The sequence below is a fragment of the Nonomuraea sp. NPDC005730 genome (genome assembly GCF_040630865.1).
In the GTDB taxonomy this organism is placed as follows: Bacteria; Actinomycetota; Actinomycetes; order Streptosporangiales; family Streptosporangiaceae; genus Nonomuraea.
Genome location: NZ_JBEXYK010000030.1, coordinates 79,100 through 105,631 on the forward strand (window position 1 = coordinate 79,100; position 26,532 = coordinate 105,631).

Sequence of the window (26,532 nt, forward strand, 5' to 3'; positions counted from 1 at the left end):
ACCGTGTCCATGCACGCAGCTCCTTCTGTCGCTATGAACAGCTTTCGTGCCGGGAGCGCGCCCGGTTGCACGTCACCGGGCAACGGGATCAAGCCGGACGCGCCCCGCCATGCGCCCAAGGACCCCCTCGACCGCGAAAAGATAGTCGGACACGTCGAGCGGCAGCGGGAACACCATGGACGAGGACACACCGGTCAGCGAGGGGGACGCGGGGTTCGGCATCGGAGCCGTCTCCCGGCGCCTCGGCATCCCCGCGCCGACGTTGCGCACCTGGAACCTGCGTTACGGCCTGGGCCCCAGCCGCCGCAGCCCCGGGGGCCACCGCCGCTACGGCGCCGCCGACGTGCGGCGGCTGGCCGAGATGAAGCGCCTGATCGCCACCGGTCTGGTGCCGGCCGAGGCCGCCAGGCTCGCCCTCTCGCTGCCCGACACCCCTGCCGCGCCGCCCTCCGGCACGCGGACGACGCCCGTTCCCTCCGGCGGCCGGCGGACGGCGCAATCTCCCGGCGGGCGGCCGGCGCCTCCGAAGGTCGTCGCCGCGCTGGCCCGCGCCGCCGTCATGCTCGACGGCCGCGCCGTCGCCGCCCTGGTCGAGGAGACGCTGGCCGCGCAGGGCGTGGTGTGGACGTGGGAGCACCTCTTCCTGCCCGCGCTCGACGCCGTCTGCCGGGGCCAGGACGCGGCCGGGTCCGGTATCGACGCCGAGCACCTGCTGTCCGGCCACCTCCAGGCGGCGCTGCACCGGCTCGCCGGCGACGTTCCGCCGCGGGCGGACCGGCCGGTGCTCCTGGCCTGCGCCGAGGAGGAGCAGCACAGCCTTCCGGTGCACGCCCTGGCCGCCGCGCTCGCCGAACGCGGCGTGCAGACCCGCGTGCTCGGCGCCCGCACCCCCTACACGGCACTGGCGCACGCGATGCGCCGGCTCGGTCCCGCGGCCGTGTTCGTCTGGTCGCAGCGGGCGGAGACCGGCGAGACCGCCCCTCTCGCGGCCCTGCCCCAGGTGCGTCCCGCCTGCCGGGTCGTCATCGGCGGCCACGGCTGGCAGGGCCGGACCCCGGCGGGTGTCGTCCGGGTGTCGACGCTGCCCGACGCCGTCGCATGCGTCATGTCGACCCTGATTTGAGCCGCCCTTTCCCCCGATGAGCTTGTGACCGCCTGCCGCGCCTCGGTATGAATAAGTTTTGAATAGGTTTTTGCGGTGAGGGGCAGGCGCATGGACACCAGTGACGAGGAAGCGCTCGGCGAGTGCTACCGCACGCACGCTCCCGCCGTGCGCTCCTACCTGCGCCGGTTCGTGCCCGCCCAGGAGGTGGAGGACCTGCTGCAGGTGGTCTTCGCCGACGTCTGGCGTTCGCGCCGGCGGTACGACCCCGGGCGCAGCCAGGCCGCGTGGGTCTTCGCCATCGCCCACCGCCGCGCCGTCGACCATCTGCGGGTGCGGCGGTTGCTGACCGTGCCGCTGCAGGAGGCGGGCGATCTGCCGGGACGCGCCCGGCCGGCGCCCGACGCGCTCGGTGACCGCGACCAGATCGACCGGGCCCTCGCCGAGCTGTCGGACGCCCAGAGGCAGGCCATCGAGCTGGCCTACTTCGCCGACCTGACCCAGCGGGAGATCGCCGACCATCTGCGCGTGCCCATCGGCACCGTCAAGGCCCGCATCTCGCGCGGGCTGCACCGCCTCTCGGACCTCCTGGCCGGAACGGCCTGAGCCGGACGATGTATACGCCGTAAACCTCCATAGTTTACTGTGTATACATGCGAGCACTGGTGAAGAGGCGGCTGTGGATCGCAGGTCTGGCGATCGTCGTCGTCCTGGTGGGGGCGACGGGGGCCGGGGCCTGGTTCGGCAGCGAGCAGTCGATCGGCGTCGTCCGCTACGGCACGGGCAACACCGAGGTCCTGGCCGTGCGGGGCGACCTGGTGACGCTCACGCGGACACCGGAGACCGGCAAGCCGGGCACGTACTGGCTGGAGTGGACCGGCTCGTACGCCATGCTCGGGGACGTCGTCCCCGGCGCGGGGGACCGGGTGACGCGCAAGGTGCTGCGCGGCCACGTCCCCTCGGTGGGCACGCCCGGCTGGTTCGGCAACGTGCCGCCCGGCGATCCCGAGGTGGCCTGGGGGATCGGCTACACCGAGATCATGGTGCCCACCGAGCTGGGGCCCGCGCCGGCCTGGTACGTGCCCGGCGAGGGCGACACCTGGGTCGTCGCCGTCCACGGCCAGAACGGGCGGCGCAAGGCGGAGCTGAAGGTCCTGCCCGTCGTGCACGGGCTGCGGCTGCCCTTCCTGGACATCAGCTACCGCAACGACCAGGGCGCGCCCGCCTCCCCCGACGGGCTGCTGCACCTGGGCGACTCGGAGTGGCGCGACCTGGAGGCCGCCCTGCGCCACGCGCGGACCATGGGGGCACGGCGGTTCGTCCTGTACGGCACCTCGATGGGCGGCCAGGTGGTCGGGCAGTTCCTGGACCGGTCGCCGCTGGCGGCCCTGGTCGACCGGGTCGTCATGGACGCCCCCATGATCGACGTCGGCATGACCGCCGAACAGGGCGTCAGGAACCACCACCTGCCCGCCTTCATGGCCGGGCTGTCGAACCAGGTCGTCCGGTGGCGTACCGGGGTCGATCCGGACCGGCTCAGCCTGATCCGGCGTCCGCCGCGGGTGCGGCCGCCGCTGCTGCTGATCCACACCGTTCCCGACACCGAGCACCCGATCCAGGAGGCGTACGGTCTCGTGGCCGCGGGCAGGCGGCTGGGGTGGGAGATCCGGTTCGAGCCGTTCGAACGGGGCGGGCACACGGAGGCGTGGAACGTCGACCGCGCCCGCTACGACCGCCTCGTCCGCGACTTCCTCTCCCCGGACGCCTCCCCGACCTGAGCCCCCGGGCGGGACGCCGGTTCACGCGCGGGTCTCGTGGAAGTCCCTGCGGTACGCGGTCGGCGGCACGCCGCGCGGGCGAAGTGGTGCCGGAGATCGCCGGCCGAGCGGTTCGTCCTGTCCGGTGTGGTGATGGGCGTCGGCGGCGGCCTCGGGCTCGGCGGCTCCCTGGGGCTGCTGGGCGCGGCGGCGAGGGTGTGACCGGTCCGGATCATCCGGCCACCTTCAGCGTGACCTTGCCGCGGACGAGTCCGCGCTCGGCCTCGCGGTGCACGTCGGCCAGCGCCTCCAGCGGGCGGACGGCCGCCTCGACGTCCACCGCGCCCTTGTCGATCAGCGCCACGAGCTCGGCGAGCTGCCCCGGGTCGTTGCGGGCCACGAACCGGACGGCGCGCGGATGGTCGATCGGCCGGGTGATCGAGACGAACTCCTCGGCCAGCTCCGTCACCGCGGCGGGCACGTCGGCCACCAGGTTGATCAGCACGTCGTTGCCGCCCGGCAAGGGGCCGGCGGTGTAGTCCACGACCTCGTCCGCGCCCAGCGCCCGGACGGCGGCGGCGCTGCGCGGCCCGGCGGTGGCCACCACGTACGCGCCCGCGTGCTTGGCCAGTTGCACGGCGAACAGCCCGACGCCGCCGCCCGCGCCGTTGATCAGCACCCGGCTGCCGGGGCCGATGCGGGCGTGCTCGAAGACCGCCTGCCAGGCGGTGAGCCCGGCCACCGGCACGGCGGCCGCGGCCGTCAGCGGGATCCGCCGCGGCGCCCTGGCCAGCACGCTCGCCTTCGCGACCGCGTACTCGGCCGCCGCGCCGTCGATGAGCCCGATCACCCGGTCGCCGGGGACGAGGTCGCCCGCCCCGGTGAGCACGGTGCCCGCGACGTCCCAGCCGAGGGTGTGCGGCAGGGTGCCGCCGAACACGTCCCGCAGCAGGCCCGCGCGCAGCGCCACCTCCGAGGGGTTGAACGACGTGGCGGCCACCTCGATGAGCACCTCGCCCGGTCCGGGCCGCGGCACCGGCGCCTCCTCCACCCTGATCACCGAGGCGTCGCCGTACTCGTGCACGCGGGCGGCCCGCATGGTGCCGAGGAAGTCCGCGGCGTGCTCGCTCGCCCACGTCCCGAAGTCGCTCGCGGGCACCCCGGTGACCTCCTCCACGGTCCGGGTGGACGGGCCCGGCTCGGCGAGTGCGCGCAGCATGCCGTCCACGGCGGAGGCGGGCCGGCCCAGGCCGAGCAGCCGCCGCCTGGCCTCCTCGGGAGGCTCCTCCGCCCACCGCACCGGCCGGCCGATCGCCTCGCCGATCATCCGCGCCTGCTCCCGCTGGGTCAGCGGCCGCGGTCCGGTCAGCGTGTGAATCGCGCCGTGGTGCCCTCCGTCGAGCAGCGCGCGCACCGCGACGGCCGCGACGTCCCGCTCGTGGACGGGGGAGAAGACCGCCGCGCCGGACGGCTGCCGCACGACGCCCGCCCGGACCTGCCCGGCCCATCGCAGGGCGTTGGCCGCGAACGCGTGCGGGCGCAGCACCGTCCACTCCCGGGCGGTCCCGGCGATCAGGCGCTCGATCTCGACCTCGTGCGGACGCGCGGCGGCCGAGGACAGGTAGACCACCCGCCGGGCGCCGATCAGCTCCAGCACCTCGCGGGCCCCCTCCGCCGAGGCGAACGGCCACAGCAGGAACACCGCGTCCACCCCGTCGAGAGCGGACGCCAGCGCGGCCGGGTCGGTCAGCTCCCTCGTCACCGCGCGGACGTCGGCGCCCGCCTCCTTCAACTGCTTCACCAGCGGACGGCCGATCGTGCCGGTCGCCCCGCTGACCAGGACTCTTGTCATGTCGTCAACCCTAGGAGCCCTGCACGATGCGTCCAATGAGTACGCGTGCTGCTTTAATACGCGATCGTCTTCCACACTAGACTCCCGCCATGGACGTACTGAGCGACGTGGTCGCCTCCATGCGCATCGGCGTGCCGCGCTCGGCGCGGGTCGAGTGGCCGGCGCCGTGGGGGCAGCGCTTCCCGTCGGTGCCCGGGTCGGCGGGTTTCCAGGTGGTGCTGCGCGGCTCGTGCTGGGCGATCCCACCGGAGGGCGAGCCGTTCCCGGTCGGCACGGGCGACGTGCTGTTCTTCCCCCACGGCCAGGGCTACGGGCTGGCCGACTCGCCCGACAGGCCCCTCCCGGAGCCCGACTGCGACCCCTACGCCCCGGCCGAGCTGTTCGCCTCGGCCTCGATGGAGGGCGCCAGGCCCGTCACCGTGACGCTCTGCGGCGGCTACCGGCTCGACGCCGGCCGGGCGCATCCGCTGCTCGGCGGGTTGCCCGAGATGATCCACCTGCCCACCGGGCTGGGCCGCAACACCGACCTGCGTGCCGCCGTCGAGCTGCTCGGCAAGGAGATCGACGACCCGCGGCCGGGCGCCGACCTGGTGGTCCCGGCGCTGCTGGACATGCTGCTGCTGTACATCCTGCGTGCCTGGTTCGACGCCTCGGCCGACCACTGCGAGGCGGGCAACTGGGCCGCCGCGCTGGCCGACCCGGCCGTCGGCGCCGCGCTCGACGGCATCCACCGCGATCCCGCCCACCCCTGGACGGTCGAGTCGCTCGGTCACCGCGCCCGGCTGTCGCGCGCGGCCTTCTCCCGCCGCTTCACCCAGTTCGTCGGCCGGCCACCGCTGACCTACCTGACCTGGTGGCGGCTGAGCACGGCCGCGCGCATGCTGCGCGACTCCGACGCCGCGCTGAGCACGGTCGCCGCCGCGGTCGGCTACGGCTCGGAGTTCGCCTTCGCCAACGCCTTCAAACGCGAGTACGGCATGCCCCCCGGCAAGTACCGCCGCGTCGGCTGCCCGCCCCTCGGGAGCGGGTGAGCCCGTCCGCGGGGTCAGCCGTTGGCCTCCAGCAGGCGGGCGCCGAGGGCGGTCAGGTGGTGGTGGACGGCCTGGCCGTTGCGACGGGTGGCGATCAGCCCGGCGTTGCGCAGCACGGTGACGTGCTCGGAGGCGGTGGAGGCGCTGACCCTGAGCCGCCCGGCCAGTTCGTCCGTACGGCAGCCGTGTCCGCCGATGGCCCGCATCACCCGCGCCCGCGCCCGCCCGACCAGCGCGGCGAGCGTGTCGAAGGCGGGGGACGGCAGCACCTGGCGGTCGCCGTCGGGGATCGGGACCGTGAGCACCGAGCTGCGCCGGTCCCGGGTGGTGGCGATGCCCAGGTAGCGGGGCGAGGCGCCGGAGATCGGATGGAGCAGCAGGCCGCGTCCGCCCAGATCGACCGTCATCGGCGGGCCGCCCGCGACGACCATGCCGCCGCCGTCCCAGGACAGCCGCGGGCTGAGGGTGCTGAGCGCGGAGCCGAGCCCGATCCGCGCCACCGTCTCCTGGTAGGCGGCCAGGCGGGCTTCGAGCCGGCGGCGCATGCCGGGCCATTCGGGGGCGAGGAAACGGTGGAAGAGCACGTACATGCTGTCGGCCAGGGCCCGGCGGAACCGCGCCGGGTCCATGTCGAGGTCGGGCCGTCCCGGCACCCCGCTGAAGCGCCACAGGTCGCCGCCGAACTCCCGCTCCTCCGGCGGGGTGTCCAGGGCGGCGAGCGCGTCGAGCTCGTCGGAGAGCGCGGCGGTCTCGATCGGCGGGGCGACCTCTGAGGTGACCAGCCCCTCGTGCAGGGTGACGCGGGAGGCGCCGCGGTTGAGTATGTCGAGCAGCGGCAACGTCCGGCGCGGCACGGTCCTGGCGATGTCACGCCAGATCGAGCCCTTCTCGGTCAGGTCGGGATGATGGACGCTGAAAGCCGCGAAGATCGCGTGGGTCAGGGGCGAGACCACGAACCGGGTGGCCGCGAGGTCGCCCACCTGGAAGTTCAGACGCATGCGCCAATCGTCCCCTGATGATCCATTCCAAGCAATCGTCCGCTCGGCGAGGGAGCGCCCGTCCTGGGTCACCGACACGGGTGCGGTCGACCCGAGCAGGCTCCCGGACCGCCTGCCGCTCATCGGCGCCGACGGCAAACCCCCCCAGTACGAGCTCGGGCGCCGTCGACACCGCCACCATGTTCGGCCCGCCGTCCCAGCCGCCACCGGGCTAGGCCGGCTCCTCCGGGTCGCGATCCGCTGCCGGGGCCGGGGCGATCTGCGGCGGTGCCGTGGCCCCGCCGGTGAGCTCGCGCCCCTGGCCCAGGACATGGTCGAGCTGCCTGGCCAGCAGTGGGACGGTCGCCGGAGGCAGGTACGCGTCCGCGCCTGCGTCGAGCAGCCGCCGGACCGGGCCGTGGTACCGGACCCCGAGCTCCGGGTCCTCGATCTCGGTGACGACCACGCGGGCCTTCGGGAACATCGACCGCAGTCCGGCGATCAGCTGCGGGCTGCCGGCGGGCACCAGCAGCACGTCGGCCGTCGCCGGGGCGGCGTGCATGTCGAGCACCACGTAGTCGGCCCCGAGCCGGTCGGACAGCGCGACCCGGGCGGCGTTCGACAGCTCCATCGCGGTGGCCACGACCGTCACGCCGTCGTGGCCGACCGGCGGCGGATCGTCGGGCTCGTCCGGCGCCCCGCGGTCCACGACGGCGCCCTGGACCACGTCGACGGTACTGGAGATCGTCGCGATCGACGCGCCGTCACGCGTGAGGACCAGGCTCTCGCCGGGTTCGAGGGCGTCGACGAGCGCGACGACGTCCTCGGGCAGCCGGGCCACGTCGATCCGCGGCGCCGGACGGGCGGCGCGTCCGCGCCTCACCATGCCCGCGCCCCCGAGACGCCGCCCGAGCGGATCAACATCCGGACCCCCTTCCGATGCCGTGATCTTGTTGGACGCCCCCGCCCGGCCGATGGTTCGGAGCCGCGCCGAAGTTCCCGGACCTACCGGCCGAAGGCGCCGCCCTCGACGAGGATGAGCACGCCCAGGCCGATCAGCACCACGGGCAGCAGGACGTGCCCCCACCGGCTCAGGGCGCGGGCCACCAAGGGACGGGTGGCGAAGAACCGTCCGGCCGCGCACCACACGCCGACCAGCACGAGGAACACGGCGACGTACCCGCCGGTGCCGGCCGGTCCGGCGGTGGCGAAGACCGGCACGTACACGCCGATGTTGTCGCCGCCGTTGGCGAAGGTGACCGCGGCGACCTCCAGCGTCCTCGGGCCGCCGGGCGGCTCGCCGTCCGGTTCGCCGTCGTCACCGTCGCGGTGGTTCCGCCACGCCTGCCAGGCGGCCTTGACGCCCAGGGCGAGGGGGAGCAGCCCCAGGTACGGGATCAGCGACCCGGGAAGGAAGGTCGCCCCGAAGCCCGCCGCCACGGCCACCGCCACGAGGGCGAGGAAGCCCAGGTACTGGCCCGCCACGATCCGCACGGCGACGCCCCGCCGGCCCGCGCCCTGGGCGAAGAACAACGCCAGGATCAGGATGTCGTCGATGTTGGTGACGGCGAACAGCCCCGCGGCCTGCCCGACGATGCCCAGGTTCACCAGAAAGGGTCCTTCTGTCCGGAGATGCCCGGATGACCCTATCGGGGCGCAGACGGGCCGGGGAGCCGCCGATGCGGGGTCCCGCACCGGACGGGTCCGGCCGGGTTCGGCCGAGGTGCTGTTGGACACCGTGCCGGGACGGCTTCGCTGTCGTCCACCGGACGCGGTCGGGCGGGCACGCCCGATGCGCCCCGGAGCGCGTCGGCCGCTTCCGCCGGCCCCTACCGAAGGAGACCACCATGTGCGCACGCGGCGCACTCACAGCCGCCGCCCTCGCCGCCGTCCTGACGCTGCCCGGCGGGCCGGCGCACGCCGGGCCGGCCGTCCACCCGCGGGCGGCGGCGGACGGCCCGTGCCAGGGCGAGCAGGTCCACCGCGTCGGCGGCGGCCTCATCAAGTACGAGCAGTTCGGGGCGCGGTCCGTCTGCCCGCCCGGCACCTACCAGCACTGGCACCAGGTCCACATCCGCTGCGGGATCGAGCCGGAGCGCCCCGGGCCGATGGTGGGAGGCACGTCCGTCTCGGAGGAGTGGTGCCCCAAGAACACCCTGCTCCAGGACTACTGGGTCACCCAGGGCCCTCAGGAAGGCTGACCGGGATCCGGCGGGTCAGCCCGCCCGGCGGCCGCCTCCCGCCCAGGCCGGGGCCCACGTCCCGGCCTGGCGCTCGGCCGCCGTGGCGGCGAGGTGGGCGCGGAGGGTGGCCAGCGCCGGGTGCGGGTTGTCGCGGTGCCACAGGAGCGAGTGCGGGTAGACGGGCGTGGGGCCGGTCACCGGGATGCGGCGCAGCCCGTGACCCGCGGGCCAGACGAGCCGGGTCCGGTCACCCATGAACGTGGCCAGGGCCGGGGTGTCGGCGATGGTGTCGAGGAGCACGTCGGAGCCGAAGTTGGGGCCGGTCGCCTCGATGGTGAGGCCGAACTCGGCGACCAGGTCGTCGTAGAAGGCGGTCCACTCCGTGCCGGGGGTGAGGCCGGGCATCCAGATCCGGTGTCCGGCGAGCTGGGCGAGGGTCACCGAGCGGGCGCCGGCCAGCGCGTGGGCGGGGCCGGTGAGGAGCTGGAGGGCCTCGTCGACCACCCAGGCGGACTCGACGTCCTCGGGGAGGGGCCGGCCAGGCACGGCGACCGCGCGGAAGGAGGCGTCGATCGTGCCGGACCGGATGGCGGAGACGGCCGCGTCGATGTCGAACAACATCACCACGTCGAGGTCGATGCCGGGGTACGCGTGATGGAAGCCGCGCATCAGGCCCGACCCCACGCCGCGCGAGGCCAGCACGTCGACGCGCAGCGGACGGCTGCCCGCCCGTACGGACGCGACCGCCCGCTCGGCGACCCGCAGCAGCTCGCGGGCGTGCGGCAGGAACGCCTGCCCGTCGATGGTGAGCTTCGTGCCGCGCGGGGTGCGGGTGAACAGCCGCACCCCGAGGTCGCGTTCCAGGGCGGCGATGCGCTTGGAGACGGCCTGCTGGGTGACCGCCAGGTCGGCGGCGGCCTCCTGGAACTGCCCCGCCTCGGCGGCGGCGACGAAGGTCCGGACGATGTCGAGGTCCATGCGCACACCTTACGGACACAACCATCGGTTGTGCGGATCGGGCCATCCGGTTGTTTGATCTCCTACTGGCCTGCCCGATTGGATGCTCTCGATCGCGTATCGGTTGTACGGGCGAATGACGAGGAGCGTCGGACATGAGAGACGGGCACCGGCTGGGCCGCCGGTTCGGCTGGCTGTGGGCGGCGTACGGCACCAGCGCGCTCGGCACGTGGCTCGCCTTCGGCGCCTTCCCGCTGATCGCCGTCCAGGTGCTGCACGCCGGGCCGGCGCAGGTCGCGGCGTTGTCGGCCGTGGGCGCGGCGGTGGGCGCGGCAGTGGCGGTGCCGCTCGGCCCGTGGGTGGAGTTCCGCCGCAAGCGGCCCGTGCTGATCGGGGCGGACCTGGTGCGGTTCGCGGCACTGCTGACGATCCCCGCCGCGTTCGCGTTCGGCGTGCTCACCTTCGTCCAGCTCCTGCTGGTCTCGGTCGTGGTGGCGGCGGCCGACATCACCTTCCGCGCCGCCTCCGGGGCGTACCTCAAGACGCTGCTGCCGGGCGAGCACCTGCTCGTCGCGAACGCCCGCCTGGAGTCCACGACCTGGACGACCACGATCGTCGGGCCGCCGCTGGGCGGCGCCGCCATCGCGCTCCTCGGCCCGGTCGCGACGGTGGTGGCCGACGCGGTCAGCTACCTGCTGTCGGCCCTGGGCGTGCGCGCGGCGGGTGGCGGCGAGCCGCGCCCCGAACGACGGGAGCCCGCGCGCATGCGCGCCGGCGACCTGCTCGACGGCTGGCGGTACATCCTCGCCGACGCCGCGCTGCGCCCGCTGTTCCTCAACACCGCCCTGTTCAACGGGCTGCTGATGGCCGCCGACGCGCTGCTGGCCGTCCTGATGCTCGGCCGGCTGGGGTTCACCTCGTGGCAGTACGGTCTCGCCTTCGCCGTGCCCGCGGTCGGCGGGCTGCTCGGGGCGCGGCTGGCCCGTCCGCTGGTCACCCGGTTCGGGCAGCACCGCGTCCTGGTCGTGACCGGGACGCTGCGCGCGGTGTGGCCCCTCGGGCTGGCCTTCGTGGGGCCGGGCAGCGGAGGGCTGCTGCTGGTGATGGGCGTCGAACTCGGGCTCATCTTCTGCTGCGGCGTCTTCAACCCCGTCTCGGCCACCTACCGCCTCGAACGCACCGCGAACGACCGGATCACCCGCACGTTGTCGGCCTGGTCGGTGACGACCAAGGCGTCGACCGCGCTGCTGACGGCCGCGTGGGGGGTGCTGGGCGCCCTGCTCGGCCCGCGTACGGCCATCGGCCTGGCCGGCGTGCTGTTGCTGGCGACCCCGCTGCTGCTTCCCCGACGCGCCGCGGCGGCCCTTCCCGAGCCGGTGCCCGCGCCCCACGCCTGAATCCCCTCATCACCAAGGAGACAACGATGACCGTCACGTCCCCCGAGCTCGACCCCCGGACGGCCGCGCTGCTCGTCCTGGACCTCCAGCAGGGCGTGCTCGCCTCGCTGCCCGGCCTGGAGGAGCAGGAGGCGCTGCTGTCCCGGGTGGCCGACGCGGCCGCCGGCATGCGCGCGCACGGCGCCCTCGTCGTCCACGTGCGGCTCGGGTTCACCGAGGCCGACTGGGCGGCGATCCCGGCCGCCAACCCGACGTTCTCGTTCATCGGCCACGGACGCCTGCTGCACCACGAGGACCCCGGCACGGACTTCCACCGGCGGGTCGCCCCCGAGCCAGGGGACCTCGTCGTCCGCAAGACCCGGGTCGGCGCGCTGTCCACGACGGACCTCGATCGCCGGCTGCGGGAGCGCGGAATCACCACCCTGGTCGTCGCCGGGCTCACCACCAGCGGCGCCGTCCTGTCCACCGTCGCCGACGCCGCCGACCGCGACTACCGGCTGCACGTGCTGTCGGACGGGGTCGCCGACCCGGACCGGCACGTCCACCGGACGCTGATGAGCGGCGTGTTCCCGAGAACGGCCCACGTCGTCGACACTGCCGGGCTGCGTTCGCTCCTGCGCGGGAGCCGATGACCGCCAACCGTTCGATTTCACTTTCGTATCGCGGGCGGGCCGAATTACCCGTGGCCTCAATACTGGGTGCATGGCTCCCTCGAACGGCGACTTCGACGCGTTCGCCTCGATGATCGACGAAAGAGTCACGGCACGTGGGGCCGCTCCGGCGGCCCTGGTCGTGAGCATCTTCAAGGGCACACGGGCGGTCGCCCCCGGCGTCGTGGTCAAGGCGCTCGTCGGCCGGCTGCGCACGGCGGACGACCGGCCCCTCGTCCCGTACGCCGAGGTCGACGAGGCCATCGACCTGGGGCGGGTCGTCGTCCAGCTGGGGAACACGACGCCACGCGGCTGGGGCACGGTGCGATTTCCCCGTTATCGGGCCTTAAGTGCGATAAAGGAGGGCGAGCAGGCAACCGGCGCACTCCAGCTGGCCTTTTACGACCTTCATCCAAATCTCGCCTATTTCGTACGGAGTGCCAACCAAGTGGGCGGCTTGTCGTTGTTTTTCCAGGTTCTGCTGTTCATCGTGGCGGGCTGGGCGATACGCGGCGTTTTCCGCTGGTCGTGGCGCCGCCGGACCCGCGGCTGGTTCCCCGGCTACATCGGGCATGACAAAGCCGACTTCTTCCCGGAAGCCGGCCGGCTCATGTGGGGCCCCGACCGCGAGAAGCAGGAGGGAGCCCTGCTCCGGGCGCTTCTGTGCGACCTGGAGGCGGCCTTCACCCCCAGGCTGTCACCGTGGCGGCGGCGTCGCCGGAGCAGGTTCGTGCTCTTCGTCACCGGCGACGCCGCGCTCACCGACCGCGTCGCCGAAGCCGCGCGGGACACCCGCGTACGTCGCACGGTGGTGATCGCCGCGCCGGCCTCGGACGTCAAGGCCACCGACCCGGACCTCAGATGGGCGGCGAGCGCTCTCGGCGGCAAGGCGGCCCTCGGCACGACGGAGGGCGTCATCCAGGGGACCGGCGGCCTCGACGCCGCCACCCTGGCGGGCCGGACCAAGATCCCCGTGCGGCTCGGCAGCCCCGGGCTCGCCGCGACGGAGGCCGTGGCGCAGGGCCTGGCCGCCGTCGGCCTGGCGGCCGTGCTCGCGATCCCCTGGCTGCCCCCGATCCGGCCGCCGGACACCTCCTGCCTCGCGCAGCCCGCGCCCGGCCCGGCGAGCCCGCCCTCCCCGGTCCCGGACGCCGCCGGGGCGAAGAACCTCTACGCCGCGGACAAGCAGCGGATCGAGGCCGAGAACGCCAGGGTCGAGGCCAAGGAGAAGCAGGGATACACCGTCAAGACCGTGGTGTACCTCGGCTCCGGGGTCGCCGCCTTCGAGCACCCCGAGTACAACGGCGTGCTCCCCGAGCTGCGCGGGATCGGGCTGGCCCAGCGGAAGATGAACGACATGGCGGAGGCCACCCCGCACAGCCGGCGCAACTACGACGGCAACGTCTTCGTCCGGGTGAACGTCCAGGAGGCCGGCGCCGGGTACGCGAAGGCGCCCGAGATGGCGCGCCGGATCGCGGCCCAGCCGGACCGGAAGGTGCTCGGCGTCATCGGGCTGGGCGAGAGCAGGAAGGAGACGATCGAGGCCCAGCGGATCCTCGGCGAAGGCGGCCTGCCCATGCTGGGCATCGGCGCCACCTCGGAGACCTTCCAGTCGCACCCGCTGTATCACCAGGTCTCCTACGACAACCCGGAACAGGCCCGGCTCATCGCGGCCTTCGTCAGGAACGCCGGCGTCATCCCCGCCGGGGACGGCACGTGCGCCCCCGCCGCGTCGGCCGTCATCCTCGGCGATCCCGACGACGACTACAGCAAGACCCTCAGCGACGACTTCGCCGCCGCGTTCCGTCCGAGCACCCAGCTGTGGTTCTCACCGTCGAGCAAGAGCCCCCAGCCCGGCGGCAAGACGGTGTACAGCCTGTCGGCGCTGGCCGACGAGACCTGCGCGATCGTCGCCAAGGACCCCCGGCGCACCCTGGTCCTCTGGCCGGGACGGGCCCAGCGGCTGCGCGACTTCCTGCAGACCGTCAAGGGCAAGAACGCGTGCCCGAGCGCCCTCACCGTGCTGGCCGGGGCCGACGTCACCACCACGGTGACGCGCGCGCAGCAACTGTCCTTCGACGGCGTCACGCTGTACTACTCGGCGCACGCGCTCCCCAGCCGGCCGCCGAACGAGATGGGCAAGGAGTACCTCGCCCGCTACTCCGCCGCCTACGGCCACGACGCCTGGTACGACCACTGGCGCGGGCCGCTCGCCTACGACGCCCTCATGACCATGGCCACGGCCGTCAACACCGTCTGCCAGCTCAACAAGGCGGCGGGCTGCGGACGGGGCTCGGTGCAGGTCCTGTCCTCCTTCGGCGTCGGCGGGGACGCCGGCCTGCGCGGCGCGACGGGGACGATCGTCTACCCGAGCGATCCGCGCAACGCGTCGGGCGCGGTGACCGTCGTGCCGTCCGACAAGAGGTTCCTCATCCTCCGGGACACCCCCCGAGGGCCGGTGGTGGCCATGGAGTGCGGCCGCCGCGACGGCGGCGACGTGAAGACCACCTGGGGCCCGCACGACGAGTTCGCCTGCCCCCGGCGCTGACCCCGGGCGCGGGCCCGTCACCTCGGGATCAGGCGCCGCTCCTGGTGTGCAGGACGAGGCCGCCGTCGCCCGCGGGCCCGAACCCGAGCTCCCGCAGCTCGGGGACGTCGATGGCGGTGACCACGCCCAGGGCGCCCGCCTCGGCCACCTCCCGGACCGCGAGGAGGGCCAGCGCCCGGCGCACCCCGGCCGGGACGCCGGGCAGCACGTACGCCACGTCGAGGCGGGCCATGGTGTGCCGCTCGTCCTCCCAGGACGCGGCCGCGTGGCCGACGAGGGGCTCGCCGCGGGCGTTGTCGACGTAGGCCTGGAGCCAGCAGGCGAGCCTCGCCTCGGCGATCAGCCGACGGGGGACGCCGACGTCCAGGCCCTCCCTGGCCAGCCAGAACCCGGCATCGGCGGCGGCCGCGTCGTCGTCGAGGGGGACCGTGCCGACGAAGTACCCGGCCGGCCAGACGTCCGGGGCGTCGCGGGTGTCCAGCAGGACCCGGCCGTCGCGGACCGTCCGGCGGCTCCGGCGGACCAGCCCGGTGTCGAGCTCCTCCATGAGGAGGAACTCGACGTCGCAGGCCCACTCGCCGGCCGAGGACACCGGAAGGCCGGTCCACGCGCTCTCCGGCGCCGCCGGGAACCCGATCCGCACGGCGTAGGTGTTCGGGTCCCGCCGCCAGCGGAAGGCCACCAGCATGCCGTCGCCCTCCGCCACGACCTCGACCCCGGCGAACCCCGCCGTCACGGCGCCCGGACGCAGCAGCCGCGCCCTGACGGCCGCGAGCACGTCGTCCCTGGACCACTCGACAGTCACGCCTCCAGGCTGCCACACCCGCTCGCGGGCGTGAACGTTCCTCACCTGTCGCCGGGCTCCGCGGGGCAGGGGTCGCCGACGTGGACGCGCGGGACCGGGTAGAGCACCTTGCGACGCTGCTCGGTCAGCCCGCCGAGCCAGGACTCGTCGTAGACGTAGCCGTACCTGCTGCCCGCCCATACCGGGCCGTAGCGGTAGATGACCACGCGGCGCTCGCCGGGGTTGGTACGGGTGGAGCCGCCGTGCATGAGCCCGTCCACGAAGAGCAGCGCGTCGCCCTTCTCCAGGTGGACGGGGATCGCGCCCGGCAGGGTGTCCATGCGGTCGCCCCTGGCGTAGTCGCCGCCCAGCGGGTGCGGGAAGTTCGACTTGTGCGAGCCGGGCACCACCATCGTCGCGCCGTCGCCCTCGCCGACGTCGGTCAGCGCGAGGATGATGTTGACCTGGCCGCAGCGGAAGACGCCGTGGTCGTAGCGGTAGCCGCAGCGCAGCGCGGTGCGGTGGCCGCCGGAGTGCACGGGGTGGTGCCCGCCCGACTCGCGGATCGAGGCGATCGTCTCGTCGACGAAGACCCCGGGGATGTAGCTGTCCTCCTCGCCCGCGTAGTGCCTGACCAGGTCGAACCAGCTCGGGTGGTCGACCAGCTCCTCGAACGGCCGGCCCGCCGCGACCGCCTGGTGCAGCTCGAAGCCGGTCTCGGGGGTGTAGTCGCGGCGCTGGGCGCCCCGGTACCACTCGCCCCTGGCGAGGTGGCGGGGGAAGGCGTCGAACTCCTCGTTGAGCCGCCGCAGCAGATCCGCGTCCACGGCGTTCCTGAGGATCAGGTAGCCGTTGAGGTCGAACATGAAGTCGTCCAGCTCGGACATGGGGGAACCTCCGGGGGTGTGGTGAGATGCCGCTACTCTGCCTCGGCGACCTCATTCCGGTCATCCACCCGGAAGATCCGAGATGTCGCATATCCTCAAGGTGTGCGATCTCTGGCCCAGGTCATCGGCCTGCAGGCGTTCCACGTGACGTCGGGCCCCATGCCCCGCTCCCACATCCACCCCGAGGTCGAGTTCAACCTCGTCCTGTCGGGCACCGCCAGGTACGCGACCGTCGGCGGCGAGGTGGACCTGCCGCCCGGCCGTCTCGCCGTCTTCTGGGGCGGCTACCCGCACCGGCTGCTCACGGCCGAGGGCGTGGACTTCCTCTGGGCCACCGTCCCCCTGAGCGCCGTCATCGGCCACGACCGGCTGCGCGGCGCCGTCGAGCGGGCGCTGTCGGGAGAGTTCCTGTACGGCACCGCCGCCGAGGGCGAGCACGACCGTTTCCTCATGGGCCGCTGGGACCGGGAGCTGCGCCACGAGCCGGCCCCCGCCGTGGCCGAGGTCTGCCTGCTGGAGATGCACGCCCGGCTGGCCCGCCTGACCGGCGAGCCGCGCGAGAGGGCGCCCGCCGAAGCGGCGGCGGCCGGATCGGCCGAGCGGATGCTGGCCGTCGTCGCCCGCCGCTACACCGACCGGCTGTCGGTCGAGGAGATCGCCGAAGCCGCCGGGGTGCACCCCACCTACGCGGCCCTGGCCTTCAAACGGGCCCTCGGCATGCCTGTCTGGCAGTACGTCACCCGGCTGCGGGTCGCCCACGCGTGCCGGTTGCTGCTGGTCACCGGCTGGGGCGTCGACAGGGTCGCGCACGCCAGCGGCTTCCAGACCAGGTCGAGCTTCTACCGGGCCTTCGGCGAGTCGACCGGCCTGACGCCCACGGAGTTCAGGCGGCGGGCGGTCGCCGACGGGGGGTGCCCTCCGTGACGCCCGCCGGGAGGCGCACGGTGACGCGGAGGCCGCCGGACGGGCGGGGGACGAGCTCCAGGGTTCCGTCGTGCGCCCGGACGATGCTGCCGACGATCGCCAGGCCCAGCCCGACCCCCGCGTGGTCGGCGCGGACGCGGTCGGTGCCGCGCCGGAACGGCTCGACGAGCGTGGGAACCACGTCCGGGGGCAGCTCGTCGCCGGTGTTCTCGACGGTGAGGGCCACCGTCCCGGCGTGCACGGCGGTCGTGACCCACACCGTGCCCTGGCCAGGCAGGTTGTGGACGATCGCGTTGTGCACGAGGTTCGTCGTCATCTGGAGCAGCAGCGCGGGTGAGCCCGTGGCGGGGGTCAGGTCGCCGGCGGTCTCGACGGCGAGGCCGCGCCGCTCGGCGAGGGGCAGCAGCGTCTCGACGGCCTCCTCCGCGATCAGCGACAGGTCGACGCGCTCGCGCGGGAAGGCCCGCTGGTCGGCGCGGCTGAGCAGGAGCAACGCCTCGGTGAGGTCGATCGCCCGGCTGTTGACCAGGTGGAGGCGGTCGACGAGCTCGGCGGGGTCGCGGGTGGGGTCGGTGCGGGCGACGTCGAGGAGCGTCCGGGCGACGGCGAGCGGGGTGCGCAGCTCGTGGGAGGCGTTGGCGGCGAACCTCCGCTGCTCGGCGACGTGCGCTTCGAGCCGGGCGAGCATGGTGTCGAAGGCGTCGGCGAGCTCGCGCAGCTCGTCCGCGCGGCCCGGCAGCCGGATGCGGTGGGAGAGCGAGCCGCCGGTGGCCCTGCGGGCGGCGTCCGTGATGCGGGTCAGGGGCGCGAGCATCCGGCCGGCCAGCAACCACCCGCCCACGAGGCCGAACACCAGCAGGAACGCCAGCACGAGAGCCGCGAACGGGGCGAACGACCGCACGATGGCCGATCGGTTGACCAGGAAGTCGCCGGTGGAGTAGATGGCGTCATCGGGCAGACCGCGCATGTAGTAGACCCCCACCGCGCCGAGCGGCAGGAGGCCCGCGACCACGAGGAACCCGGCGTAGCTCAGGGTGAGCTTGAGCCGCACGCTCAGGCCGGGGGCCCTACCCATGGTCCCCCTCCTCGCGCCCGGCGGCGGGCGCCGTGTCGATGCGGTAGCCGACCCCCGCCACGGTGGCGATCACCCAGGGCTCGCCGAGGCGCTTGCGCAGGGACGAGACCGTGATGCGGACGGCGTTGGTGAAGGGGTCGGCGTTCTCGTCCCACGCCCGCTCCAGGAGCTCTTCGGCGCTGACGACCCCGCCCTCGGCGGCGACGAGGACTTCGAGCACGGCGAACTGCTTGCGGGTGAGCGGGACGTAGCGGCCGTCGCGGAAGACCTCGCGGCGGAACGGGTCCAGGCGCAGGCCCGCGATCTCGCGCACCGGCGGCCTGCTGTGGGCCCGCCGGCGGTCCAGCGCTCTGAGCCGGAGCACGAGTTCGCGCAGCTCGAAGGGCTTGGTGAGGTAGTCGTCGGCGCCGAGTTCGAACCCGCTGGCCTTGTCGTCGAGCCGGTCGGCGGCGGTGAGCATGAGGATGGGCATGCCGCTGCCGGAGGCGACGATGTGCCCGGCGATCTCGTCGCCCGAGGGGCCCGGGATGTCGCGGTCGAGGACGGCGATGTCGTAGGTGTTGACGCTCAGCAGCTCCAGGGCGGTGTTCCCGTCGCCGGCGATGTCGGCGGCGATCGCTTCCAGGCGCAGGCCGTCGCGGACGGCTTCGGCCAGATAGGGCTCGTCCTCGACGATCAGTACCCGCATACCCCTGACCGTACGGCCCGGGGCCTATCGCCGGCATATGAAAAATCCCATACGGGCCGGCAACGGACCGCTGCCTTGACTGGCCGCATGATACCCAGCGGACCAGCACGAACGGCAGCCAGCCGGACCCGGTCGGCCCTGGTGGCCGCGCTTGTCGTCCTCGGTGCGGCGCTCGCCGCCGGCGTCGTCGTCCACCAGGCGGTGACGTCCCTGACCGCCTCGGCGTACGACGAGGCCGAGGGGGCCGTGCCCGACGGCGTGACGGTCTTCGACGACGGGATCCCGGCCGTCGCCGGCCTCGACGCCGATCTGCTCGGGGCCCTGCGCCGGGCCGCGGCCGAGGCCGCGGGCGACGGGGTCGAGTTCGTCGTCAACAGCGGCCGGCGTTCCCCCGCGTACCAGGAACGGCTGCGCCGTGAGGCGGTCGCCCGGTACGGCTCGGAGCAGGAGGCCGCCCGATGGGTGGCCTCCCCGGACACGTCGTTGCACGTGTCCGGGGACGCGGTCGACCTGGGGGCCGCCGCCGCCGGATGGTTGTCGGCGCACGGCGCCGCGTACGGGCTGTGCCAGATCTACCGGAACGAGCCCTGGCACTACGAACTGCGTCCGAAAGCCGTCGACCGCGGCTGCCCGCGCATGTACGCCGACCCCACCCGCGACCCGAGGCTGCGGCGCTGACCGGCGTCCCCCTCAGGACAGGGCACGCCGCGGTAGGCGCGCCGGAGCGCCAGGTCGTAGCCCAGGCCCAGGGCCACGCCGAGCAGCAGGGGAGCGCCCAGCGCGGCCAGCGTGCCGGTCACCATGATGGTCGCGGCGAGCGGGGCGACCGAGACGGCGACGCTGCGGGCCAGGCTGGTCATGCCGGCGGCGGCCGTACGCCGCCCCGGAGGGACGACCGCGGCCGTGAACGCCTGCCGCGCCGGTACGTTTCGGCATGGGGCATGATGCCTCGGGCGGCGCGGCGGACGTGCCGCGAACGCGCGAAGACGCACGACGATGTTCCGCGCCGCCGCTGGGTCAGGTGGCGGGTTCGAGGTGGACGTGCAGGTCGGTGGCGGAGGCGGGGGCGGGGTCGCCGTCCGGGTCGGTGACGGCGGTCACGGCCAGGCCGGCGGTCGCGGCCAGCTCCTCGAACACCTCGCGGGGGTACCAGTGCAGGACCCACGGGCGCTCGGCGACGCTGACGTCCGGGCCGTGGTGGCGTTCGTAGCGCAGGAGGGTCGTCTGCGTCCGGGCGGTCTCGTCGCGTCGCTGGGAGACGACCGACACCCGCAGGTCGGCGCCGTCGGGGGCGACGGCGGCGCGTGCCCGGCCGATCTGGTCGGCCGGGGCCGGGTCGGGGGTGAACAGGGGCACCAGCGCGACGCCGCCCTCGTCAAGATGGGCGCGGATGCCGCGCAGGGCGGCCAGCGCCGTGGCGTCGTCGGGGAGCAGGGTGAAGCTCGGCCCGGCGAGGAAGATCGCCCGGTAGCGGCGGGGCAGGCGCAGGCTCTCCATGCGCTGGTGGAACAGCGTCACGGACACGCCCAGCTCGCCGGCCCGGCGCCGGAGCAGGGCCAGCATGTCCGCGGAGGAGTCGACGCCGTCGACCTCCAGGCCGCGCCGGCGCAGCTCCAGCAGGGGATCGCCGTCCCCGCAGCCCAGCTCCAGCGCGGGGGCGCCGGCTCGCTCGACGAAGGCGGCATAGGGCTCCGGGTCCTGGGAGAAGGACTTCAGCGGCCCGTAGAGCTCCGCGACGATTCCGGTGTAGAAGTCAGCTGGATCCACCTTCGCCACAGTACGCACATGATCCAGAAGGTTCACTCCGTTATCGAGTCCGGGACGGCCGTCGAGACGTGCCAGAAACCGGCGTACCGGCCGCCGCGGCGCAGCAGCTCGTCGTGGCCGCCCTCCTCCACGATCCGGCCGCCGTCGAGGAAGACGACGCGGTCGGCGCGCCGGACGGTCCGCATGCGATGGGCGACCATGACCACCGTGCGCCCCGCCATCAGGTGCTCGACGCCCTCGTGGACGGCCGCCTCGTTCACCGGGTCCAGCGCGGAGGTCACCTCGTCCAGCAGCACGACGGGGGCGTTCTTCAGCAGCGCCCGCGCGATCGAGACGCGCTGGCGCTCACCGCCGGACAGCAGCGCCCCGCCCTCGCCGACGTTCGCCGGGCAGCCGCTCGACCACCTCGTCCAGCCGGGCCGCGGTCGCCGCCGCCCGCACCTCGGCCTCGTCGGCGTCCGGACGGCCGAGCCGCACGTTCTCCTCGATCGTGCCGTCGAAGAGGTAGACGTCCTGGAAGACGACGGCGATCCGGCTCATCAGCGCCTCGGTGCTGATGTCGCGCACGTCCACGCCGCCCACGCGGACCGCGCCCGCGTCCACGTCGTGGAAGCGGGCCAGCAGTTGCAGCAGGGTGCTCTTGCCCGCCCCCGACGGCCCGACCACGGCGAGCCGCTGCCCCTCGGCCACGGAGAACGACACGTCGCCGAGCACCGTGCGGTCGCCGTGCCGGAAGGCGACGGACTCGAACGCCAGGTCGTGGCGCACCGGCTCGACCGGTTCGCGCGGCTCCGGCAGCGGCTCGGTGCTCAGCACCGCGTCCAGCCTGGCCAGCACGGAACGCGCGGCACGCAGCTTGCCCCCGACCTCCGACAGCGACAGCAGCGGATCCGCGCAGCGGGCGGTCAGCACCAGCACCGCCAGGACCTCCGCCACGCCGATCTCCCCGCCCAGCGCGAGGTAGGCGCCCAGCGCCAGGATCACGCTGAACGCGGCCTGCACCACCAGCGCCAGCCCCACCACGCCGGGCAACGTCGAGACCACCGTACGGCGGGAGGCCCGCCGCACCTCGCGCAGCGAGTCGTCGAGCAGCGCGAACCGTTCGCCGATGCGGCCCGCGGCCCGCAGCACCGGCTGGGTCTGCAGGAACTCGACGACCCGCCCCGTGGCCTCCTTGTCCCGCTCGTGGCGCTCGTCGTCGGCCGCCGCCGTCGAACGCGCCGTCCAGCTCTGGACCGCCGCCACGACGGGCGCGGCGGCCAGCGCGGCCAGCCCCGTCCGCCAGTCGACGGTGAACATCACGGCGACGATGGTCAACGGTGTGACCAGCGCGGAGACGAACGGCGCCAGCAGGTGGGCGATGATGCCCATCGCCTGCAACAGGCCACGGCTGGCCATGACGGACACCTCGCCGACCCGGTCGGCGTCGTACCAGCCGAGGGGCAGCCGGGCCAGGTGCTCGCCGAGCCGGTGGTACATGCCGCGCAACATCGAGGTCCCCACCCGCATGCCGGCCAGGTCGCTGGTGTAGCGCAGCACGGCGTAGACCGCGACCGCGGCCCCGAACGCGCCCAGCCAGGGCCAGGCGTCGGCGGGCGTGCCGCCGAACAGTGCCCGCAGCACGGGCACCAGCAGCGCGTAGGACAGGCCCTCGGCCACGGCGGTCGTCGTCATCAGGGCCACGGTGCGGCGCGCCGGCCCGGCGTACCGGTGTCCCAGCACGCGCAGCAACATGCGGATCATCGGGATCGTTCTCCTTGCGGCACGGCGTCGCGGGCCTCGGTCTCGTCGGTGAGCGCCGATCGGTGGGACCGCCAGAACGCGGCGAACCGCCCGTTCCGCGCCAGCAGGTCGGCGGGCCTGCCGCGCTCGACGATCGTCCCGTTCTCCAGGACGGCGACGGTGTCGGCGTCGATGACGGTCTCCAGGCGGTGGGCGATGACCAGGATCGTCCGCTCGCCCTCCAGCGTCGCCAGGGCGCGGCGCACCGCCTGCTCGGTCTGCGGGTCGGCGAAGGCGGTCGCCTCGTCGAGCACCAGCACGGGCGTGGCGGCGAGCAGCGCGCGGGCGATCGAGATGCGCTGCGCCTCGCCGCCCGACAGGCCGGTCTCCTCGCCGATCACCGTGTCGTACCCGTGCGGCAGTTCCAGGACGCGGTCGTGGATGTGCGCGAGCCGGGCGGCGCGCACGATCTCCTCGCGGCCGGCGTCCGGCACGCCCAGGGCGATGTTGTCCGCGACCGAGGCGCGCAGCAGGCGGACGTCCTGGAAGACGAAGGAGACCCGCCGGTAGAGCTCCCGGCTGCCGATCTCGCGCAGATCGACCCCGCCCAGGACGACCGAGCCGTGCGTCGGGTCGAAGAACCGCGGCAACAGCCGCACCAGCGTGGACTTCCCGCCGCCCGACGGCCCGACGACCGCGGTGACCGTGCCGGGCTCCAGCTCCAGGTCGATCCCGCGCAGCACCTCGCGGCCGTCGTCGTAGCCGAACCGCACGTCCCGCAACTCGATCCGGTGCCCCCGGGGCACGACCGGACGGGCGGGCTCCGGCAGCGGCGGCGCCGCGAGCACGTCCTTGATCCGGCCGACCGCGCGCCGGGCGGCCTGGAGGTCGTCGAAGCCGTGGCCGAGCGCCGCGACCGGGGCCGTCAGGCCCAGCCCGAGCAGCAGGAAGGGCAGCAGGTCGGCCGGGGCCAGGCCGCCGCCCGTGATCAGGGCCGCACCGCCGGCCAGCACGACCAGCAGCACGAACGGCGGCGACAGCACGACCTGCATCCCCGCCGCGATCAGGGACATGCCGCGGGCCCACCGGCCGAAGGTGCCGGCGAAGTCGTCGGCGGCGCGCACGAAGGCGCGGTGGGCGCGCCCGGACCCGCCGAACGCCTTGACCACCGCGATGCCCCGCACGAACTCCACGACGGAACTCGCGATGCGTCCCATGGCGGCGTCGAACTCCTCCTGCTCGCGCAGCCGCGCGGGCCGCATCATCAGCGGCACCAGCGCCAGGGCCAGCGCCACCGGGATCAGCGTGATCAGGGTGAGCCGCCAGTCGACGGTCAGCAGGTAGACCAGCGACACCGCCGGCACCACGAACGCCGTGGCCAGGTCGCCGGGGGCGTGGGCGATGAACGGATGCACCGCGCTCACGTCCTCGCCCACCACCTTGGCCAGCTCGCCCGTGCGGCGGGTGGACAACCAGCCGAGCGGCACGCGCCCGAGCCGGTCCGCCAGCCGCCGCCGTAACGAGAGCTGCACCCGGCCGTCGAGCACGTGCCCGAGCCCCGACGACGCGCCCGTCAGCAGCAGCCGCACGAACAGCCCGGCCACGCCCGCGAGCACCGCGATCCGGACGCGACCGGCGTCCACCGGGCCCGGCGACAGCAGGACGCGGCCCACCTCGACGACCGCCAGCAGCGGCGCCAGGCCCGCGACCGCGCCGATCACCTGCGACACGACGACCGCGACGAACGCCGGGGCGTGCGGACGCAGCAGCCCGCCCGCGTCCGGTTCCGCCGGCGGGACGGCCTCCGGTGGCTCGGTGACGGCCTCCGGCGGCTCAGGGACAGGCGCGGGCGGCTCGGGGGTGGGCCGGTGTCCCCGGCTCGGATCGCGGCTGCCGGTCATGAGTCCTCCAATTCCGCTACCTGAAGTATCGATACTTACGGTAGCGCAATAAGTTATCGTTCAGGCATGACCCGAGCGAGCACTTCCGCCAGACCGCCCGGTCGCCCGCGCTCCGGCGTCAACGCCGAGGTGTTCGCCGCCACCTTGCGCACCGTCCACGAGCTCGGCTACGCGCGGGCCACCGTCGAGCGCATCGCCGCCGCGGCCGGTGTGGCGAAGACGACGGTCTACCGGCGCTGGCCGACGAAGGGCGAGCTGATCGTCGACTGCCTGCTCGACGCGTTCGGCCCGGCGCCGCTGGAGGGCGCCGACCGGGCCGAGATCATGTCCTCGACCATCCGCTGGATCGCGGGGAAGATCAGCGAACCGGGCACCGGCGACGCGTTCGCGGGCGTGTTCAGCGACGCCGTCAGCGACCCCGCCCTGCGCGCGGTCCTGTCCACCCGGTTCCAGGACCCGTACCGGCTCGCGCTCCAGGAGGCCCTCGGCGAGCCGGAGCAGCGCGTCCTGCTCTACATCGACGTCGTCGTCGGCACCTTGCTCCACCGGATGGGCATGACCGGCGAGCCGATGGTCGAGGCCGACGTCGACGCGCTGATCGAGATGGTTCTGCGGCACTTCGCCGACGGCGCCCGGAGCACGCCCGGCGCCTGATCCGGATCGGTTCCGCGGGCGGTCAGGCGGCGGGTTCCCGCCGGAGCGGACGGGCCGGGCGTCGCCGTACGCCGACGCCCGGCGCCTTTGCCGGTGAGGGGGTCACGACACCCTGAAGGCGCTCTTGTTCGGCAGGCCCTGACTGCGGGCGGCGTCCTGGACGGCGTTGTGGACGTGGGCCGTGCCCGCCGGTGCCGGCCAGGCGGGGCCGAAGCCGGGGTAGGGGTGGGGCAGCGGTACGGGAGCGGCCGCGCGGGCCGGGCCGGCCGGCGCGGCGGCCACGGCGGCGGCGATCGCGAGGGCGGCTGATGCGCGTCTTCTCTTGAACATTCGAGGTCCCTTCGGCATGGTCTGGAAGGACCGCCGAGAGTAGCAGATTGTTATGGCTCAAGTACAGAGAGTCACAAGGTGTGGCGTGAGGCGGTAGCGTGACCGCCCGTGGGCGATTACACACTGTCACCATCGGTCGAGGCCCGGTCCCTGCGGCGGTGGGTCGTGCTGCTGCTCTGCTGGGCCTCGCTCACCATGACCTCCGTCGACCGTTCCACCTGGGGGCCCGCGTCGCTGCAGGCGGGCGAGGCGCTGGGGGTGTCGCTGGCGGGGCTGGGGGCGTTCGCGACGGCGTACTACGTCGGCTATGTGCTGTCCAACATCGGCGGCGGGCTGCTCGGTGACCGGATCGGCAGCCGGGTCGTGTTGTCGGGGTCGCTGTTCACGGCGGGCGGCTTCATGATCGTGTTCGGGTCCGTGCCGTCCGCCGGGGCCGGGATCGCGGTGCAGGCGCTGATCGGGCTCTGCGCGGGGGCCGACTTCGCGGCGGGCGTCAAGCTCATCGCGTCCTGGTTCGGCGAGCGGGAGCGCGGGCTGGCGATGGGCGTGTTCACCATGGCCTCCTCGCTCGGGACGATGATCGCCAACGTGCTCGTGCCCCGGCTGATCCAGTGGTACGACTGGCGGGCCTCGTACCACCTGTTCGGGATCGTGTCGATGGGGCTCGCGCTGGTGTGCCTGACGCTGCTGCGCGACCGGCGCGAGCCGCCGGCCGCGCGCCCGTCGCTGCGCGGCCTGGCCCGCGACCGCGACCTGCGGCTGATCGGCCTGGCCGGCTTCGGCGGGCTGTGGGGCACGTACGGCTTCGTGACCTGGTCCAACACCCTCATGGTGAAGGGGCACGGGCTCGACCCGGTGACCGCGGGCACGGTCGTCGTGGTGTTCGCGGCGGCGGGCGCGGTGGGCAAACCGGTCATCGGCCTGGCCACCGACCTGGCCGGACGGGGACGCAAACGCCCGGCGGTCGCCGTGCTGGTGGCCTTCGCCGGCTGCCTGCTGCTGTTCGGCGGCATGGAGACGGAGACGGCGTTCCTGGTGACGGCCGGGTTCGCGGGGCTGGGCGCGTACCTGTACTCACCGTTGCTGATCGCCATGGTGCCCGGCCTGTCGGGGACGGCGCTGGCCGGCTCGGCGGCGGGCGCGACGAACGCGGTGGCGCAACTGGGCAGCGTGACCGTGCCGGTCGTGGTGGGGGCGGTCTACCAGGCCAGTGGCTCCTTCTCCGCCGCGTTCGCCACCCTGGCCGCCGGGCCCGTGGCGGGCGCGCCATGCCCATGATCGCCGTGTTCTCCGCGCTGCTGGTCGTTGTCGTGTTCGTCGCCAGGCGCCGGCTGGCGGTGGTGACC

28 protein-coding genes are annotated in these 26,532 nt (G+C 74.1%); 13 read left to right on the forward strand and 15 right to left on the reverse strand.

Going from position 1 to position 26,532, the window contains the following annotated elements; genetic code table 11:
- Positions 1 to 175: 175 nt before the first annotated feature.
- The 4 genes from ABZ444_RS29265 (at position 176) to ABZ444_RS29280 (ending at position 3,081) form a co-directional block, all read left to right on the forward strand.
- Positions 176 to 1,123, forward strand: a complete 948-nt coding sequence (locus ABZ444_RS29265; RefSeq protein WP_358003477.1) for a MerR family transcriptional regulator — start codon at positions 176 to 178, stop codon at positions 1,121 to 1,123.
- A gap of 90 nt (positions 1,124 to 1,213) precedes the next feature.
- Complete coding sequence (locus ABZ444_RS29270) at positions 1,214 to 1,708, forward strand: sigma-70 family RNA polymerase sigma factor (protein ID WP_358003480.1); 495 nt, start codon at positions 1,214 to 1,216, stop codon at positions 1,706 to 1,708.
- 47 nt (positions 1,709 to 1,755) lie between these two features.
- Entirely contained in the window at positions 1,756 to 2,880 is a 1,125-nt protein-coding gene (locus ABZ444_RS29275; RefSeq protein ID WP_358003483.1) for a prolyl oligopeptidase family serine peptidase, read from the forward strand.
- A gap of 36 nt (positions 2,881 to 2,916) precedes the next feature.
- Positions 2,917 to 3,081, forward strand: a complete 165-nt coding sequence (locus ABZ444_RS29280) for a hypothetical protein (protein WP_358003486.1) — start codon at positions 2,917 to 2,919, stop codon at positions 3,079 to 3,081.
- A gap of 10 nt (positions 3,082 to 3,091) precedes the next feature.
- On the opposite strand, the gene ABZ444_RS29285 is transcribed toward ABZ444_RS29280, so the two are convergent.
- Entirely contained in the window at positions 3,092 to 4,711 is a 1,620-nt protein-coding gene (locus ABZ444_RS29285; protein ID WP_358003489.1) for a zinc-binding dehydrogenase, read from the reverse strand.
- An 89-nt stretch (positions 4,712 to 4,800) separates the two neighbouring features.
- On the opposite strand from ABZ444_RS29285, the gene ABZ444_RS29290 reads away from it, so the two are divergent.
- A complete protein-coding gene (locus ABZ444_RS29290) occupies positions 4,801 to 5,742 on the forward strand; it encodes an AraC family transcriptional regulator (protein ID WP_358003492.1) in 942 nt (313 codons plus the stop codon).
- 14 nt (positions 5,743 to 5,756) lie between these two features.
- On the opposite strand, the gene ABZ444_RS29295 is transcribed toward ABZ444_RS29290, so the two are convergent.
- The 3 genes from ABZ444_RS29295 to ABZ444_RS29305 form a co-directional block, all read right to left on the reverse strand.
- Positions 5,757 to 6,740 (reverse strand): winged helix-turn-helix domain-containing protein, encoded by a 984-nt coding sequence (locus ABZ444_RS29295; protein WP_358003495.1) that lies wholly within the window; start codon positions 6,738 to 6,740, stop codon positions 5,757 to 5,759.
- A 211-nt stretch (positions 6,741 to 6,951) separates the two neighbouring features.
- Positions 6,952 to 7,605 (reverse strand): hypothetical protein, encoded by a 654-nt coding sequence (locus tag ABZ444_RS29300; protein WP_358003498.1) that lies wholly within the window; start codon positions 7,603 to 7,605, stop codon positions 6,952 to 6,954.
- Between the two features lie 119 nt (positions 7,606 to 7,724).
- Complete coding sequence (locus ABZ444_RS29305) at positions 7,725 to 8,327, reverse strand: cadmium resistance transporter (RefSeq protein ID WP_358003501.1); 603 nt, start codon at positions 8,325 to 8,327, stop codon at positions 7,725 to 7,727.
- A 239-nt stretch (positions 8,328 to 8,566) separates the two neighbouring features.
- On the opposite strand from ABZ444_RS29305, the gene ABZ444_RS29310 reads away from it, so the two are divergent.
- Positions 8,567 to 8,920, forward strand: a complete 354-nt coding sequence (locus tag ABZ444_RS29310; protein ID WP_358003504.1) for a hypothetical protein — start codon at positions 8,567 to 8,569, stop codon at positions 8,918 to 8,920.
- A gap of 15 nt (positions 8,921 to 8,935) precedes the next feature.
- Here ABZ444_RS29310 and ABZ444_RS29315 read toward each other — a convergent pair whose 3' ends face one another.
- Positions 8,936 to 9,880, reverse strand: a complete 945-nt coding sequence (locus ABZ444_RS29315; protein ID WP_358003507.1) for a LysR family transcriptional regulator — start codon at positions 9,878 to 9,880, stop codon at positions 8,936 to 8,938.
- 134 nt (positions 9,881 to 10,014) lie between these two features.
- On the opposite strand from ABZ444_RS29315, the gene ABZ444_RS29320 reads away from it, so the two are divergent.
- The 3 genes from ABZ444_RS29320 (at position 10,015) to ABZ444_RS29330 (ending at position 14,454) form a co-directional block, all read left to right on the forward strand.
- Positions 10,015 to 11,256: an MFS transporter gene (locus ABZ444_RS29320; RefSeq protein ID WP_358003510.1), complete on the forward strand. Its 1,242-nt coding sequence runs from the start codon at positions 10,015 to 10,017 to the stop codon at positions 11,254 to 11,256.
- A 26-nt stretch (positions 11,257 to 11,282) separates the two neighbouring features.
- Complete coding sequence (locus tag ABZ444_RS29325) at positions 11,283 to 11,888, forward strand: cysteine hydrolase (RefSeq protein WP_358003512.1); 606 nt, start codon at positions 11,283 to 11,285, stop codon at positions 11,886 to 11,888.
- Between the two features lie 70 nt (positions 11,889 to 11,958).
- On the forward strand, positions 11,959 to 14,454 hold the full coding sequence (locus ABZ444_RS29330; protein WP_358003515.1) for a hypothetical protein: 2,496 nt from the start codon (positions 11,959 to 11,961) through the stop codon (positions 14,452 to 14,454).
- A 28-nt stretch (positions 14,455 to 14,482) separates the two neighbouring features.
- Here the strand turns inward: ABZ444_RS29330 and ABZ444_RS29335 are convergent, their stop codons facing one another.
- The gene (locus ABZ444_RS29335) at positions 14,483 to 15,259 is read right to left on the reverse strand and encodes a hypothetical protein (RefSeq protein ID WP_358003518.1); all 777 of its coding nucleotides are present in this window, start codon (positions 15,257 to 15,259) and stop codon (positions 14,483 to 14,485) included.
- A 41-nt stretch (positions 15,260 to 15,300) separates the two neighbouring features.
- A complete protein-coding gene (locus ABZ444_RS29340; protein ID WP_358003521.1) occupies positions 15,301 to 16,125 on the reverse strand; it encodes a phytanoyl-CoA dioxygenase family protein in 825 nt (274 codons plus the stop codon).
- 102 nt (positions 16,126 to 16,227) lie between these two features.
- Here ABZ444_RS29340 and ABZ444_RS29345 point away from each other — a divergent pair, with 102 nt between their 5' ends.
- A complete protein-coding gene (locus ABZ444_RS29345) occupies positions 16,228 to 17,049 on the forward strand; it encodes a helix-turn-helix domain-containing protein (protein WP_358003524.1) in 822 nt (273 codons plus the stop codon).
- Here ABZ444_RS29345 and ABZ444_RS29350 read toward each other — a convergent pair.
- Both ABZ444_RS29350 and ABZ444_RS29355 read right to left on the reverse strand, forming a co-directional pair.
- Positions 17,009 to 18,124: a HAMP domain-containing sensor histidine kinase gene (locus ABZ444_RS29350; protein WP_358003527.1), complete on the reverse strand. Its 1,116-nt coding sequence runs from the start codon at positions 18,122 to 18,124 to the stop codon at positions 17,009 to 17,011. The two genes, ABZ444_RS29345 and ABZ444_RS29350, sit on opposite strands and share 41 nt — an antisense overlap.
- Positions 18,117 to 18,812, reverse strand: coding sequence for a response regulator transcription factor (locus ABZ444_RS29355; protein ID WP_358003530.1), 696 nt, complete (start codon positions 18,810 to 18,812; stop codon positions 18,117 to 18,119). The genes ABZ444_RS29350 and ABZ444_RS29355 overlap by 8 nt, the downstream gene beginning before the upstream one ends.
- 141 nt (positions 18,813 to 18,953) lie before the next feature.
- On the opposite strand from ABZ444_RS29355, the gene ABZ444_RS29360 reads away from it, so the two are divergent.
- On the forward strand, positions 18,954 to 19,490 hold the full coding sequence (locus ABZ444_RS29360; RefSeq protein ID WP_358003533.1) for a M15 family metallopeptidase: 537 nt from the start codon (positions 18,954 to 18,956) through the stop codon (positions 19,488 to 19,490).
- On the opposite strand, the gene ABZ444_RS29365 is transcribed toward ABZ444_RS29360, so the two are convergent.
- From ABZ444_RS29365 to ABZ444_RS29385, 5 genes are all read right to left on the reverse strand, one after another.
- Positions 19,406 to 19,672 carry a hypothetical protein gene (locus ABZ444_RS29365; RefSeq protein WP_358003536.1) on the reverse strand — a complete coding sequence of 89 codons (267 nt, stop codon included), beginning with the start codon at positions 19,670 to 19,672 and terminating at the stop codon, positions 19,406 to 19,408. The two genes, ABZ444_RS29360 and ABZ444_RS29365, sit on opposite strands and share 85 nt — an antisense overlap.
- 157 nt (positions 19,673 to 19,829) lie before the next feature.
- Positions 19,830 to 20,579: a class I SAM-dependent methyltransferase gene (locus tag ABZ444_RS29370; RefSeq protein ID WP_358003539.1), complete on the reverse strand. Its 750-nt coding sequence runs from the start codon at positions 20,577 to 20,579 to the stop codon at positions 19,830 to 19,832.
- A 32-nt stretch (positions 20,580 to 20,611) separates the two neighbouring features.
- Positions 20,612 to 20,875: a hypothetical protein gene (locus ABZ444_RS29375; protein WP_358003542.1), complete on the reverse strand. Its 264-nt coding sequence runs from the start codon at positions 20,873 to 20,875 to the stop codon at positions 20,612 to 20,614.
- 49 nt (positions 20,876 to 20,924) lie between these two features.
- Complete coding sequence (locus ABZ444_RS29380) at positions 20,925 to 22,322, reverse strand: ABC transporter ATP-binding protein (RefSeq protein WP_358003545.1); 1,398 nt, start codon at positions 22,320 to 22,322, stop codon at positions 20,925 to 20,927.
- A complete protein-coding gene (locus tag ABZ444_RS29385) occupies positions 22,319 to 24,202 on the reverse strand; it encodes an ABC transporter ATP-binding protein (RefSeq protein ID WP_358003548.1) in 1,884 nt (627 codons plus the stop codon). Before ABZ444_RS29385 ends, ABZ444_RS29380 begins: the two co-directional genes overlap by 4 nt.
- Positions 24,203 to 24,268: 66 nt before the next feature.
- Between ABZ444_RS29385 and ABZ444_RS29390 the strand changes: the two genes are divergently transcribed.
- On the forward strand, positions 24,269 to 24,856 hold the full coding sequence (locus ABZ444_RS29390) for a TetR/AcrR family transcriptional regulator (RefSeq protein ID WP_358003551.1): 588 nt from the start codon (positions 24,269 to 24,271) through the stop codon (positions 24,854 to 24,856).
- A 102-nt stretch (positions 24,857 to 24,958) separates the two neighbouring features.
- Here the strand turns inward: ABZ444_RS29390 and ABZ444_RS29395 are convergent, their stop codons facing one another.
- Positions 24,959 to 25,186, reverse strand: coding sequence for a hypothetical protein (locus tag ABZ444_RS29395; protein WP_358003553.1), 228 nt, complete (start codon positions 25,184 to 25,186; stop codon positions 24,959 to 24,961).
- A 108-nt stretch (positions 25,187 to 25,294) separates the two neighbouring features.
- On the opposite strand from ABZ444_RS29395, the gene ABZ444_RS29400 reads away from it, so the two are divergent.
- Positions 25,295 to 26,464, forward strand: coding sequence for an MFS transporter (locus ABZ444_RS29400; RefSeq protein ID WP_358003556.1), 1,170 nt, complete (start codon positions 25,295 to 25,297; stop codon positions 26,462 to 26,464).
- Positions 26,465 to 26,532 lie beyond the last annotated feature (68 nt).